The sequence below is a fragment of the Polymorphospora sp. NPDC051019 genome (assembly GCF_040683055.1).
In the GTDB taxonomy this organism is placed as follows: domain Bacteria; phylum Actinomycetota; class Actinomycetes; order Mycobacteriales; family Micromonosporaceae; genus Polymorphospora; species Polymorphospora lycopeni.
In genome coordinates, this window is record NZ_JBFBCH010000024.1 from 11,904 (window position 1) to 25,543 (window position 13,640).

7 protein-coding genes are annotated in these 13,640 nt (G+C 71.4%); all 7 read left to right on the forward strand.

The genetic code is table 11. The annotated features are described in order from the left end of the window. Positions 1 to 29 precede the first annotated feature (29 nt). Genes AB0M79_RS30440 through AB0M79_RS30470 form a run of 7 tightly spaced genes read left to right on the forward strand, consistent with a single transcriptional unit; the run spans position 30 to position 13,601 of the window. Entirely contained in the window at positions 30 to 260 is a 231-nt protein-coding gene (locus AB0M79_RS30440; RefSeq protein ID WP_364220340.1) for an MbtH family protein, read from the forward strand. Next, a complete protein-coding gene (locus tag AB0M79_RS30445; RefSeq protein WP_364220343.1) occupies positions 250 to 3,339 on the forward strand; it encodes a beta-ketoacyl synthase N-terminal-like domain-containing protein in 3,090 nt (1,029 codons plus the stop codon). Before AB0M79_RS30440 ends, AB0M79_RS30445 begins: the two co-directional genes overlap by 11 nt. A gap of 26 nt (positions 3,340 to 3,365) precedes the next feature. Next, entirely contained in the window at positions 3,366 to 4,760 is a 1,395-nt protein-coding gene (locus tag AB0M79_RS30450; RefSeq protein ID WP_364220525.1) for an MFS transporter, read from the forward strand. After that, positions 4,757 to 5,785 (forward strand): transketolase C-terminal domain-containing protein, encoded by a 1,029-nt coding sequence (locus tag AB0M79_RS30455; RefSeq protein ID WP_364220346.1) that lies wholly within the window; start codon positions 4,757 to 4,759, stop codon positions 5,783 to 5,785. Before AB0M79_RS30450 ends, AB0M79_RS30455 begins: the two co-directional genes overlap by 4 nt. Next, positions 5,778 to 6,911, forward strand: coding sequence for a 2-oxo acid dehydrogenase subunit E2 (locus AB0M79_RS30460; RefSeq protein WP_364220349.1), 1,134 nt, complete (start codon positions 5,778 to 5,780; stop codon positions 6,909 to 6,911). The genes AB0M79_RS30455 and AB0M79_RS30460 overlap by 8 nt, the downstream gene beginning before the upstream one ends. A gap of 32 nt (positions 6,912 to 6,943) precedes the next feature. Continuing rightward, positions 6,944 to 13,360 carry a condensation domain-containing protein gene (locus tag AB0M79_RS30465; RefSeq protein WP_364220352.1) on the forward strand — a complete coding sequence of 2,139 codons (6,417 nt, stop codon included), beginning with the start codon at positions 6,944 to 6,946 and terminating at the stop codon, positions 13,358 to 13,360. Continuing rightward, on the forward strand, positions 13,353 to 13,601 hold the full coding sequence (locus tag AB0M79_RS30470) for an acyl carrier protein (protein WP_364220355.1): 249 nt from the start codon (positions 13,353 to 13,355) through the stop codon (positions 13,599 to 13,601). The genes AB0M79_RS30465 and AB0M79_RS30470 overlap by 8 nt, the downstream gene beginning before the upstream one ends. Positions 13,602 to 13,640 lie beyond the last annotated feature (39 nt).

Below are 13,640 nucleotides of genomic sequence, written 5' to 3' on the forward strand. Positions count from 1 at the left end.
CCCACAACCCGGACCGGAGGAGATCCGCCGTGTACGACGACGAGGACGACGACCGCACGTTCGTGGTGGTCCGCAACGACGAGGAGCAGTACTCGATCTGGCCGCAGGGACGGGATCTGCCGCCGGGCTGGGTGGACGTCGGGGTCGCCGGCCCCAAGACGGTCTGTCTGGGGCACATCCGCGAGGTCTGGACAGACCTGCGCCCGAAGAGCGTACGCCGGTTGGCTGCACCGGCCGGGAGGGAACCGCATGTCGAGTGACGCCGATTCCACCGGGCTGGATGTGGCGGTCGTCGGCATGGCGATCCGCGCACCGGGCGCCGGCAACATCGCCAAATTCTGGGACAATGTACGTCAGGGCGTGGTGACGATCTCCCGCTTCACGCCCGCCGAGTTGGCCGAGGCCGGAGTGCCGGCTCATGTGTACGAGCGGCCGGACTACGTGCCCGCGGCAGGTGTGCTGGCCGGTGCGGACCTCTTCGACGCCGCGTACTTCGGCTATTCTCCACGCGACGCGCGCCTGCTCGACCCGCAGCAGCGCGTGTTCCTGGAGTGCGCCGGTGCGGCATTGGAGGACGCCGGGTACGGCGCCCGTCAGCACCGGGGCCCAATCGGCGTGTACGCCGGCTCGAGTGCCAGCACGTACCTGCTGCGTTACCTGGTGCCCCGCGCGGATCTGCTGGAGCAGGTCGGGCTGTACGACATGCTGCTCGGCAACGACAAGGACTACCTGGCCAGCCGTACCGCGTACCACCTAAACCTGGACGGGCCGAGCGTGACCGTGCAGACGTCCTGTTCGACGTCGCTGGTCGCGGTGCATCTGGCGATCCAGGCCCTGCTCGGGCACGAGTGCGACCTGGCGCTGGCGGGCGGAGTCAGCGTGTCGTTCCCGCAGCGGCGGGGCTACCTGCACCGGGCTGGCGACATCTTCTCCGTCGACGGCCGCTGCCGGCCGTTCGACGCCGAGGCGAGTGGAACCGTCCGGGCCGACGGCGTCGGCCTGGTCGTACTCAAACGGCTGACCGAGGCGATTGCGGACGGTGACACCGTGCACGCGGTCCTCAAGGGATCGGCGGTGACCAACGACGGCTCGGCCCGGGCCGGCTTCACCGCGCCCGGTGTCGCCGGCCAGGTCGCCGCCATCCGGGCGGCACAGCAGGTCGCGGGCGTAGCGCCGGAAACCATCGGGTACGTCGAGGCGCACGGCACGGCCACCGCGACCGGCGACCCCATCGAGTTGACCGCGTTGACCCGCGCTTTTGCCACCGCTACGCAGCCCGGTACCTGCGCGCTCGGCTCGCTGAAGGCACTGGTGGGGCATATGGACGCGGCCGCCGGCGTCGGCGGTCTGATCAAGGCGGTGCTGGCAGTGCGGCACGGCGTGTTACCACCGAGCCCGTATTTCATCCGCCCCAACCCGGCCGCGGAGCTGACCGGCAGCCCGTTCTACGTCAACCCCGAACCGCTGCCCTGGCCGGGTGCGGGGCATCCGCGGCGGGCCGGGGTGAGCTCGTTCGGCCTCGGCGGCACCAACGCCCACGTCGTGGTGGAGCAGGCGCCTGAGCCGGCACCCAGCGGGCCGAGCCGGCCCGAGCAGGTGCTGGTGTTGTCGGCGCGGACCGCCGAGGCGCTCGCCGCCGCCCGGGCCGAGTTGGCGACGCATCTGCGTGCCCACACCGAGACCGCCCTACCGGACGCCGCGCACACGCTTCAGGTGGGGCGCCGCGCCCTGCCGCACCGGCTGGCGCTTGTCTGCCGTGACACCACCGAGGCGGTCGACCTGCTCACCGACGGCGGCGCCGGTTTGGTTGGGTGTGCGGAGGCGACCGAGCGGTCCGTGGTGCTGATGTTTCCTGGACAAGGGGCCCAGTACCCCGGGATGGGCGGCGAGCTGTACCGTGCCGAGCCGGCTTTCCGGTCTGCCGTGGATGAGTGCGCGGACCTGCTGGCGGTCCGGCACGATCTGGACATCCGGCGGGTGCTGTACCCCGGCGGGCAGGACGATCCGGAGCTGCTCGACCGCACCGTGTATACCCAGCCGGGCCTGTTCGTGGTCGAGTACGCCCTGGCCCGACTCTGGTTGTCCTGGGGTGTTCGGCCGTACGCGTTGGTCGGCCACAGCATCGGCGAGTACGTGGCCGCCTGCCTGGCCGGTGTGCTGAGCCTGGCGGACGCGCTGGACCTGGTCGTCGCCCGTGGGCGATTGCTGGAGGCGACGCCGCCGGGACGGATGCTCGCGATCAACCTGGCCGCGCGCGACGTCGAGGCGCGCCTCGAGCCGGATCTGGGGATCGCGGCGAGCAACGCGCCCCGCTGGTGCACGGTCTCCGGGCCGGCGGAGGCGGTGGCACGGCTACGGGACCGGCTGGGCGCCGAGGGCGTGACGTGCCGGCAGCTGCGCACCGCCCGGGCGTTCCACTCACCGATGGTGGAGCCGGCCCTCGCCGGATTCGCCGAGGCGCTCCGACGGGTCACGCTGCGACCGCCCCAGGTGCCGGTGATCTCGAACGTGACCGGCGGCTGGCTCGGCGCCGCCGAGGCGACCAGCGTGGACTACTGGGTGCGTCAACTGCGCCAGCGAGTCCATTTCACCGAGGGTATCGGGCTGCTGCTGCAACAGGACCGGCAGTTGCTGCTCGAGGTCGGTCCCGGCGACACGCTGCGGACCCTCTGCGCGGGTCACGATCTCGCCGCTGGCGGCCACCTGGCGCTCACCTCGTTGCCGCACCGCCGCGACCGAACACCGGAGACCACCTTCACGCACACCACGCTGGGCCGGCTCTGGCTGGCCGGCGCGGCGCTGAACTGGTCGGGCTACCGGGAAGGCGAACGGCGGGGCCGGATTCCACTGCCTACCTACCCGTACGCGCGGGAGCGCCACTTCATCACCGGGATGGAGCAACCGGCTGCTACCCGGGACGGGCAAGCCGGGCAGTTGGTTGCCGCCGTTCCGGCGGCGCACCCGGCCGCCCTCGCAGCGGACCGCGGCGCCGGTACGGCGGGCCAGCCGGCACTGGACGCGGACGTGCGGCAGGTGATCCGGGCGGTCTGGCAGGAGGCGCTGGGAATACCGGAGATCGGCTTGCACGACGACTTCTTCGCGCTCGGTGGCCATTCGCTGCTGGCCACCCGGGTGGTCGCCCAGATCCGCGACTTGTTCCGCGTCGACCTGGGCCCGGACGCGGTGTTCGATGCGCCGACGGTGGCCCGGCTGTCGATCGTGGTGGAGAAGCTGACCGACCGGGTCGAGCCGCTCGTTCCCGAACTGGCTGCCGAACTGGATGGGCTGACGGCCGAGCAGATCCGGGCCGAGTTGGCCAGTGAGTGGGTGAAGGAGTGATGAGGTTGACGATCCGACCGACCGGGATGGCCGCGTTCAGTACGTTGTGGACCGGGCAGCTGCTCTCCGGCATGGGCACCCGGATGACCCAGTTCGCGCTGTCGATCTGGGTCTGGAAGCAGACCGGCAGTACGACCGCGCTCGCCGTGATGACGTTCCTCGCGTACGGCGCGACGGTAGCGGCGAGCCCGTTCGCCGGTGCGCTGATCGACCGCTGGCGGCGCCGGGTGAGCCTGGCCGCCAGCGACGCGGCCTCGCTCGTGGTCACGGTCGGAGTCCTGCTGCTGTTCTGGAGCGGCTCCGTCGAGGTCTGGCATCTGTTCCTGGCGAACGCGGTGACCGGCGCGTTCCTGGCGTTCCAGGGGCCCGCGTACACCTCGACGATCACTTTGCTGGTGCCGAAGCAGGGCTTCCCCAGGGCGAACGCGATGATGGCCCTGTCGCGTTCGGTGCCGGGTGTCTTCGCCCCCGTGGTGGCGGCCGCACTGATGGCCCTGGTCGACATCGAGACGGTACTGCTGATCGACGTCGTCTCGTACGGGTTTGCACTGGTGGCTGTGATGCTGGTGATGTTGCCGGCGCCAGCGGCCGCCGGGGACGGCAAGAAACGGCGCAGCATCTGGCGCGATGCCGGGTACGGCTTCGGCTTCATCCGCCGGCACCCGGGGCTGCTCGCGTTGCAGGGGGCCGGGCTGTCGATCGGCGTACTCGCCGCGATGGGGTGGATCGTGCTCACTCCCCTGATCATGATCAGTTCCGGCGACGACGAGGTGCAGGTCGGCATCGTCAACTCCGTCGGCGCGATCGGCGGCATCCTCGGCGGCATCGTGGTGACCGCGATAAAGCCACCGGCGCGGAAGATCCCGGTGATGTTCGCGGCCATCATCAGCTTCGCCGTCTTCGGGCGCATCCTGCTGGGACTGGGCGATTCGCTGGTGATGTGGTCGATCGGCTGGTTCTGCGCCTGGCTCTGCATCCCGATGATCGAGGCGTACAGCCAGTCCATCTGGCAGGAACGGGTGTCGCAGGAGGTGCAGGGTCGGGTCTTCGCCGCCCGTCAGGCGATCTCACAGCTCGCGCTGCCGGTCGCGATGGTGATCACAGGCCCCCTGGTTGACGACGTGTTCGAGCCGTCGATGATGCCGGACGGTGCACTGGCCGGGATCTTCGGTTCCCTGGTCGGCACCGGTCCCGGCGCCGGCATGTCGCTCATCATGCTGCTCTCCGGGGTGGTCGGGGTACTGGTGGGACTCTCCGGTTTCGTATTCCGCCGGCTCCGCGCGCTGGACGATTCCCCATCGGCATCCGACGATCCAGGAGGTGAGTCAGGCGGGCCAACGGCCGACCCTGCTGGCGGACCGGACGAACCGGCACGCGAACCGGGCAAGCCAGCCGTCGGCCGGGCAGGGCGGTCGGGATGACCGCGCACCAGACGCCCGCACCCCGGGTCGCCGAAGACCTCAACCGGGCGCTACATGACGCGATGTCCCGTGACGAACGGGTCGTCCTGCTCGGACAAGACATCCTCGACCCGTACGGCGGAGCGTTCAAGATCACCAAGGGACTCTCCAGCCGGTTCCCGGATCGGGTCATCGGCATGCCGATCAGCGAGCAGGCCACCGTCGGCATCGCCGGCGGGCTGGCCCTGTGCGGCAACCGGCCGATCGTCGAGATCATGTTCGCCGACTTCGTCACCCTCGCCTACGACCAGATCCTCAACTTCCTCACCAAGTCGGTCTCGATGTACGGCCGGCGGGTGCCGATGCCGGTGCTGATCCGCTGCCCGGTCGGCGGCGACCGGGGCTACGGTCCCACCCACAGCCAGTACCTGCACAAGCAACTGCTCGGAATCCCGCACCTGACGCTCTTCGAACTCTCCCCGTTCCACCCGTGCGGACCGCTGCTGGAGGAGATCCTGTCGGGCGACGAGCCGGCAATGCTGTTCGAGAACAAGCTCCTGTACGGGCGCCGGGTACACACCGGCGGCGTCGTCGACGACCTGTTCCAGTACGACCACCTCGACCCACGCGGGCGGGTCGCGCGAATCAGCATCGGCGCCCCGGCCGACGGCGATGTCGTGGTGATCGCGCCTGGCGGGCTCTGCGAGCGGGTGCTGTCCGCAGCGCGGCGGCTCTTCCTCACCCGGGAGATCCGGTGCCAGATCCTGGTTCCGGTCCAGCTCTATCCGCTGGACCTGACTGCGCTGCTACCCACCCTCGCGGGTGCCGCACGGGTGTGCGTGGTCGAGGAGGACGTGGCTGGCGCCACCTGGGGCGCCGACGTCGCCCGAGCCGTGTACGAGCGGCTATGGCGCACGTTGCGCCACCCGGTGACCGTGGTCAGCTCCCGCCACGGGGTGATCCCGGCCGCCAGGGTCCTGGAGAAGCAGGTCGTGGTGCAGGCGGACGACGTTTACCGGGCCATCGCGGAGGATATCGATGCGTGACATCACCGTGCCGAAGCTCAACAGCAACGATGACAGCTACATACTGCTGGAATGGCTGCTCCCCGACGGGGACACCGTGCCGGAGGGGACGCCGGTCGCGGTCGTGGAGACGGCCAAGGCCGCCGAGGATCTGCCCAGCCCGCACAGCGGGATCCTGCACCGGTTGGTCAAGGAGGGGACCGAATGCCGGCCCGGCGAGGTGATCGGACGCCTTTTCACCGACGAGGACGAACGGCTGCGCTACCTGTCGGCTCCCCCGGCGGCGCGCGCCGGCGACCAGGACGTCGAGATCGTACTCACCGAACCAGCCCGCGATCTGGTCGCCCGGCACAACCTGTCGATGGACATGGTGCGCCGGCTCGGCAAGACGATCGTCTCCCGTGCCGATCTCGAACCGCTACTGGCCGGGGGCGGCACGCCGCCGGCAGATAGCGCGACCATCGCCCGGCACACTCCGTCGCGGCACCAGCAGGCGGTCGCGGACGTGGTCACCCGATCACACCGGGAGATCCCCGCCGGGTACGCCGTCTGCAAGGTCATCGTCGACGCGGCCCTGGCTGCCGCTCGACAGGCCACCGAGCAGGACGGGTACGTCGTGGGGCTGACGGAGTTACTCGTCCGCGCGGTAGCCGGACAGCACAGCGAGTTCCCGGTGCACTTCGCCACCTGGACCGACGGCGGCGACGTCATGCTCTCGGATGCGCCCAGTATCGGAGTGACCATCGACGTCGGCACCGGATTGTTCGTACCCGTGCTCCGCGACGCCAACCAACTCTCGCTGCGCGCGGTCGCCGAGCAGCTCCTGGCGGCCAGGATGGCCGCGATGCGGGGCGAGTTCCGCGCCGAGGACCTGCGTGGTGCGAACATCGGCGTCGCCCTGGCCGAGGACCCGATCGTCCTGGCCCAGCCGATGATCCTGCCCCCGATGGTCGCGATGGTCTCGCTCGGGGCGCGCCAGCAGGAGCCCTGCCTCGGCCCGGACGGCGGGCTGACCGCCCGCAGCTTCGTCTACGTCGGACTGTGCTATGACCACCGGCTGCTCAACGGCAGGCAGGCCGGCCTGTTCCTGGCCGCGTTACGGGACGCGCTGCAGACACCGGAAGGGCTACGGCGACTAACGACATGAGACCAGAGCCGGACGCCGGAAAGGAGCCAGTTGTGCCCGACGAAGTCCGCCAGGAACTGGCTGGGCTCAGCCCCGCCCAGCAGCGGCGACTGGCGCTGCGCCTACGCCAGCGGCGGTCCTCGCAAGCCCCAGCCGCCGCGGCCGCCCCACCGGGTGCCGACACCGATCCAGCACCGTTGTCCTTCGCTCAGGAACGGCTGTGGTTCCTGGACCGGATCAACCCCGGTGACCCGGCATACAACGTACCTATCGTCCTGCGCGTCACCGGGCCGTTGGACAGCGTCGCTCTCGGCCGGGCGTTGGCCGCGGTGCTGCGCCGGCAGCCCGCGCTACGGACCTCGTTCGTCGAGGTGAACGGCGAGCCGCGGCAGGTGGTACGAGACCAGACCGCGGCGCCGCTGCGCGCTGTCGACCTGCGCGGCCTGCCACCAGAGGAGCGGCGGGCCGCCGCCGCGAGCCAGGCCATCGCGCACGCCCATCATGCGTTCGACCTGGCCGTAGGGCCACCGATCGCGGCGCTTCTGCTGGTCCTTGCCGAGGCGGAACACCTGCTGCTGATCACCGTGCACCACATCGCGTTCGACGGCTGGTCCGGCGGCGTGCTGCTCTCGGACCTGGTGGCCAGCTACGGCGGGTTCGCCGGCGGCGTCCCGGCGGCGCTGCCACCGCTGACCGTCCAGTTCGTCGATCATGCCAGTGCAGAACGGGCAGCGGGTGAGGCTGGCCTCGCCGGGCATCTGGCCTATTGGCAGGATCGGCTGGCCGGCGCGCCCGCGCTGTCCACGCTGCCACCGGACCGTCCCCGGCCGCCCGCCCAGACGCATCGCGCGCGCCACCGCGCCTTCGACGTGTCCGCCGAGACCACCGAAGGGCTGGTTGGGCTCGCCCGCGCGCACGGGGTCACGTTGAACGCGGTGGTGCTGGCCGGCTTCGCCGCGCTGCTGAGTCGAACGGCCGGCCAGTCCGACGTGCTGCTCGGAGTGCCGGTCGCCGGGCGGACCGCTGCCGGCACCGAGCACCTGGTCGGTTGCTTCGCCAACACGATCGTGCTCCGCGTCGACATGGCGGACGATCCGACCGGCGACGGGTTGGTCCGGCAGGTGCACCGGGCGCTTGCCGCAGGCCAGGCGCATCAGGCAGCCCCGTTCGCCCGAGTGGTCGAAGATGTCGCACCGGCCCGCGACCCCCGATACAACGCCCTGTTCCAGATCATGATCAGCGTCACCGAGGGAACCCAGCCGCAGCGCTCGGCGGCTGGCGTCGACTTCGTGGTCGACCAGGTCGAAGGCGTCAGCACCGACTTCGACGCGTTCGTCACGATCGCCCACGCCGACGGCGTCCTACGTGGTGTCTTCCGTTACAACGCCGACCTCTACCTCGATGAGACCATCGACCAGGTGCTGGACCGGTTCGCCGCGGTCCTCGCCGATCTGGCAGTCCAGCCTGGCCACCGCTTGTCGGAGTTGGCGAGCCTGCGGCGGCGGGAGATCCTGGTGGCGGCGTCGTTCACCGCCGACCCGATCCGCACGACCATCGCGTTCTGGTCTGGGTTCCTGCGGGTGCCCGTCGCCGTGCGCCTGGCGCCGTACGGGCAGGTGGTGCAGCACCTTCTGAACCCGGCCGACACCGACACCGACAGCATGGTGGTGCTCGTCCGCTGGGCGGACTGGCTGCGGCACACCGGCACAGCGGTCGACGGGGACGTGGACACCGATCGCCGTGGACGGCTGCTCGACCAGGTGGTCGACGATCTCGTCGACGCAGTCCGCCGGGCCGGCCACGGTCCGCTGCTGATGCTGGTCTGCCCCAGCCCACCCGGGCACGAGGCGCTCTGCCGGCGAGCGGACGAGCGACTGGCCCGTGGGCTGGCCGCCGCACCCGACGTGGCTCTGGTCTGGGTGTCACCGCAGCGGTACGCGGTCACCGAGACGCACGACCCGACCGCCGACGAGATCGGCAACGTACCGTACACACCGGACTTCTTCGCCGCGATCGGCACCGCCGTGATGGACCACCTCACCGTCGGCTGGGGGGTCGACCCGGGACCGCAGCGGGCCGCCTACATGCGCACCCAGTTGGCCACCGCCGAGGCGGTCGCGGACCGGGCACGGGTGAGCGGACCACCGGTGTACGACCCGCAACGGTCGGTCGAGCCCCGTACGCAGACCGAACGCCGACTCGTCGACCTGTGGCGCGGCCTGCTACCGACGCACCCGTTCGACGTGGTGACCAGTTTCTTCGCCGCTGGCGGGCATTCGCTGCTCGCCACCCAACTGCTGTCGCGGGTACGGTCCGGGTTCGGCTGCGCGGTGCCGCTGCACGAGTTCTTCCGCGAGCCCACCATCGAGTGGCTCGGCTCGGCCATCGACACGGCGCGGGAACCGACCGGACCGGACGCGCCGCTGGTCCGCGTCGCCCGGGACCGGGAACTGCCCGCCTCCTTCACCCAACTGCGCCTGTGGGCGCTGTCCCAACTGGATGGTGATGCCGCCAGGCACAACACCACGTTCGCGGCGCGGATCAGCGGCCCGCTGGACCGGACCGCGCTGCGGCACGCGGTGGCCGGGATCGTGCATCGGCACGAGATTCTGCGGACCGGGTTCGTGAACCGGGGCGGCCGGCCGGTGCTCGCCATCGCTGCGGACGCCGACCCGTGGCTGCCCGATCTCGACCTGCGGGAGCTGCCTGAGGTGCGGCGGGAGACAGCCGTACGCGAACGGATCGCCGAGCACGGGCAGGCGGTGTACGACCTGGCCCACGGCCCGCTGCTGCGGCTGCGGCTGCTGCGCACCGGCCCGGCGGCGCACCACCTGCTGATCAGCATGCACCACGCGATCTGCGACAACGCCTCGTGGGGCCGGTTCTTCGCCGAGCTGGCCGAACTCTACGGTGCCGCCGTCAGCGGGCGCGCGGCGGAGCTGGCACCGCTCCCCGTCCAGTACGCCGACCACGCGCACTGGCAGCGGGAGTGGCTGACCGGTGACGATGCGGCGGGGCAGGTGCGGTACTGGCACGAACGGCTGGCCGGGGCGCCCGCCCAACTCGAGCTACCCACCGACCATCCGCGCCCGGCGCGGCCGACGTACCGGTCGGCACGGGTCGCCCGGACACTCCCTGCTGATCTTGGTGTACGCCTGCGGGAGTTGAGCCGTGGCGAGGGCGTACCGCTCTTCCCCGCACTGCTGGCCGGCCTCGGCATCGTCCTGCACCGGGCGAGCGGCCAGGACGACATCGTGCTCGGCGTCGTCACCGCCGGTCGCGAGCGGGCCGAGGTGACCGACCTGATCGGCTACTTCGCGGACCTGCTCCCTTTCCGGCTGGACCTGGCCGGGCTCCCCACCTACCGGCGGCTTCTGCGCCGGGTGCAGGCCACCGCGGTGGCCGCGTACCAGCGCCAGGCGGTGCCACTGGCGAGGATCGTCGAGGCGGTCCGGCCACCCCGACGGCCCGGCGTCCACCCGCTGTTCCAGTGCGCGGTCAGCTTCATCGACGAGAAACCGGTCGCGCTGGAGCTGCCCGGCCTGGACGTGGAGCGTGTCGCCAGTCCGGCCACCGGCACCGACTTCGACCTGTTCGTCACGCTGCAATGGCGCGACGAACGACTGGTGGTGGTCGCCGAGTACCCGACCGCGCTGTTCACCGAGACGACCGTCACCGGCTGGCTCGCCGACTTCGAGGAGGTGCTGGCGGCGGCGGTGGACGCGCCGGACGAGCCGATCGGAGAGCCGGGGGCGGATCCGACCGCCGGCGTCGCACCGGTGGCGGCGTCCTTCGACGCGGCAGGGCTGGAGGGTCCCGTCGGGTACTGGTCGGCGCAGAGCGGGGTGCCGATCCGGATCGCTCCGCAGCCGGCCGGCCGGGTCTTCACCGCGCTGCTGGACACCGCGGACGGCGCGGACGGCGCGGCCCGGGTGTTCCTGCTGCGCTGGACGGACTGGCTGGAACCGGCCGGGGAGCCGTCCCAGGTCCGGCTCGCCGACGGCGTACGCATGCTGGACGAGCTCGTCGATGATCTGGTGGCTGCCGTACGGCGGCGAGGGCCGCGCCCACTGCTCGTGGTGACCTGCCCGGCCGCACCGGCCTGGGCCGGATGGGCCGGGGCATTCGGTCGGCTGGACGAGCGGCTGGCCGCCGAACTCTCCACGGTCACCGGCGTCGAGGTGGACGCGGCGGCGCGGTGGGCGCACCGCTACGGCGTGGCGACGGCCTACCGACCGACCGGTGACAGCTACACCGAGGAGTTGCTCGCCGCGCTCGGCGCGCAGATCGTCCGCCGCCTGCTCGCCGCCGGTCGGCAACCGGGGTGGTTACTGCTGCCGGAGTCCGGCTGGCGCCGCTGCGACGTCGCGCGGATTCGACTCGAACAACACCGGTACGGCCGCCAGGTGCTCGCCTGGCCGCCGGAGAGTGGTCCGGTCGACACCCTGGCCCGACTGGTCGACGCCGGCACGTGCACGCCGGCCGACTGCGTCGTGCTCGACACCAACCCGGTCACGGTCGCTTCCGTGCTGGATCGCTTCCCCGACACGGTCGCCCTGACCGCCCCGGCCGGCGGTGCCGAGCTGTGGCAGTTCCTCGGGCACGTCTGGCCGCTCGATCCGCCTGGCCCGGGGGCGGTGGAGGTCTCGGCCATGCCCGCCGCGCAAGTCGCCCGGATAGCCGAGTACTCCACCGGAATTCTCGCCAGCGCCGAAGACCCGGCCGAGAACCCTGCTCCGGTGGAGCCTTCGTCGCCGGCCCGCCCGCTCGACCCTGGGCGGATCCACGGTCGCGACACCGTCGGGCAGGCCGGGCCGTGGTCGGATCCCCGTGCCGGCACTCTCGCCGAGATCTGGGCCGACCTGCTGCACGTCGAACAGGTCGGGATCCACGACGACTTTTTCGAGCTCGGCGGGGATTCGATGCTGGCGGTACAGGCCGTCTACCGGGCTGCGACCGCCGGAATCTTCTTGGCCCCGCAGGACCTCGTCGACCACCGTACGATCGCGGCCTTCTGCGCGGCCCGGCCCGCCGTCGACCCGACCGGCGGCCCCGACCAGCCGGGCCAGGCCGACCCGGCGGCAGCGCCGGCCCAGGCCGGCGAACCGACGCCGGCCGACGAATCCGCGCCGCTGACCGGTGCGCAACGCTGGTACCTCGACCTGGTCGGACCGAAGATGCCCAGGCCGGCGCACTTCAACCACCCGTACTATCTCGACCTACGCGAGCCGATGCCACCCGAACAGGTCGAGCGGGCGATCCGGCTCCTCGCCGCCCGCCACGGTGCGCTGCGGATCCGGCTACCCGGTGGGGACGCCGCCGGTGGGCAGACCATCGGCCCGCCGGCGGAGGTCCCGTTCACCAGCCACGATGTCTCCGCGTTGGCGGACACCGAGTACGAGCAGCGGATTGTCGAGTTGGCGGCGCAGGCGCAGCGCGGCCTCGACCTGGGCGGCCCGCTGTTCCGCGCCGAACACTTCCGGCTCGGCCGGCACGGACCGGACCGGCTGCTGCTGATCTGCCACCACCTGGTCACCGACGGCGTCTCCCGAGGCATCCTGCTGGCCGACCTGCAGGCGCTCTGCCGGGGGCTGCTGCGCGGTAAGCCGGCCGCACCGCCGGCCGGCACGACACCGTACCTGGCATGGGCCCGGCGGCTGGCCGGGTATGCGGATTCCGACGAGATCACCGCCGAACTGCCGTTCTGGCTGGCGCAGGCGGGCGGCGCCACCGCGGCGATGCCGCCCGACATCGCCGGCGGGCGGACCCGGTTCGCCACCTTGACCTCGGTACGGGCGATGCTGTCGGAGCCCGAGACGACCGCGTTGCGCGAGTCGACCCGACGCTTGCGCACCCACCTGCCGGCTGCGCTGACCTGGGCTGTGGCCGCGGCGATGGCAGAGCGGACAGGCCACACCGACCGTACGTTCGCGCTGACCGGGCACGGGCGGGAGGCGTTGTTCGACGGTGTCGACACGTCCCGTACGGTCGGCTGGTTTCAGGTCTTCTACCCACTGCGGCTGCGGCTACCGGAGGCGTACGACGAGCCGGCGGCGGTCGCTGACCTCGCCGCCCAACTCGCCGGCACGCCGCACGGCGGTGTGGGGTACGGCCTGCTGCGATTCCTGCGCGACGACCCGGCGGTGCGGGACCAGTTGGCGCAGGTTCCGTGGCCGCAGGTGAGTATCAACTACACCGGCCATTTCCGGTTCGACGACGCCGAGGAGGGCGGAGAACTGTTCCGGGTCCGCCCGCCAGCGTTCGGCCGGGCCCAGGACGGCCGCGGCGAGTGGGCGTACCACCTCGACATCGCCGGCACGACGGTCGGTCGCCAGTTCCGGGTCGAGGTGGTCTACAGCACCGATTTCTACCGCCGGGACACCGTCGAACAGCTCGTTGAAGAGATATACCGCCGGTTGCGGGCCTTGGCGGGCCGACCGGCCGAGATGGAGGTGGGTACCAGTGCCTGAGCCGGCCACGACCGAATCACTGACCGACATCGTCGCCGCGGTCCTGGGAGTGGATCCGACCGACGTGCACGACCGGTCCGGCCCGGCGACGCTGTCGGGCTGGACCAGCCTCAAACACGTCGAGCTGGTGGTGCGGCTCGAACAGAGCTACCAGGTGCGCTTCTCCCATCAGGAGATCGTCGCCTTCACCACGGTCGAGGCGGTCCGCGAGGCCCTGCGCCTCAAGGGCGTCGCCGTCTGACCGCACGTTCGGCCCACCGACCACCGAAGGAGCGAGCAT

Excerpts from the sequence above, each read along its gene's own strand:
- AB0M79_RS30455 (WP_364220346.1), top strand. The coding sequence starts at position 4,757 with ATGACCGCGCACCAGACGCCCGCACCCCGGGTCGCCGAAGACCTCAAC.
- AB0M79_RS30450 (WP_364220525.1), top strand. The coding sequence starts at position 3,366 with ATGGCCGCGTTCAGTACGTTGTGGACCGGGCAGCTGCTCTCCGGCATG.
- AB0M79_RS30445 (WP_364220343.1), top strand. The coding sequence starts at position 250 with ATGTCGAGTGACGCCGATTCCACCGGGCTGGATGTGGCGGTCGTCGGC.
- AB0M79_RS30460 (WP_364220349.1), top strand. The coding sequence starts at position 5,778 with ATGCGTGACATCACCGTGCCGAAGCTCAACAGCAACGATGACAGCTAC.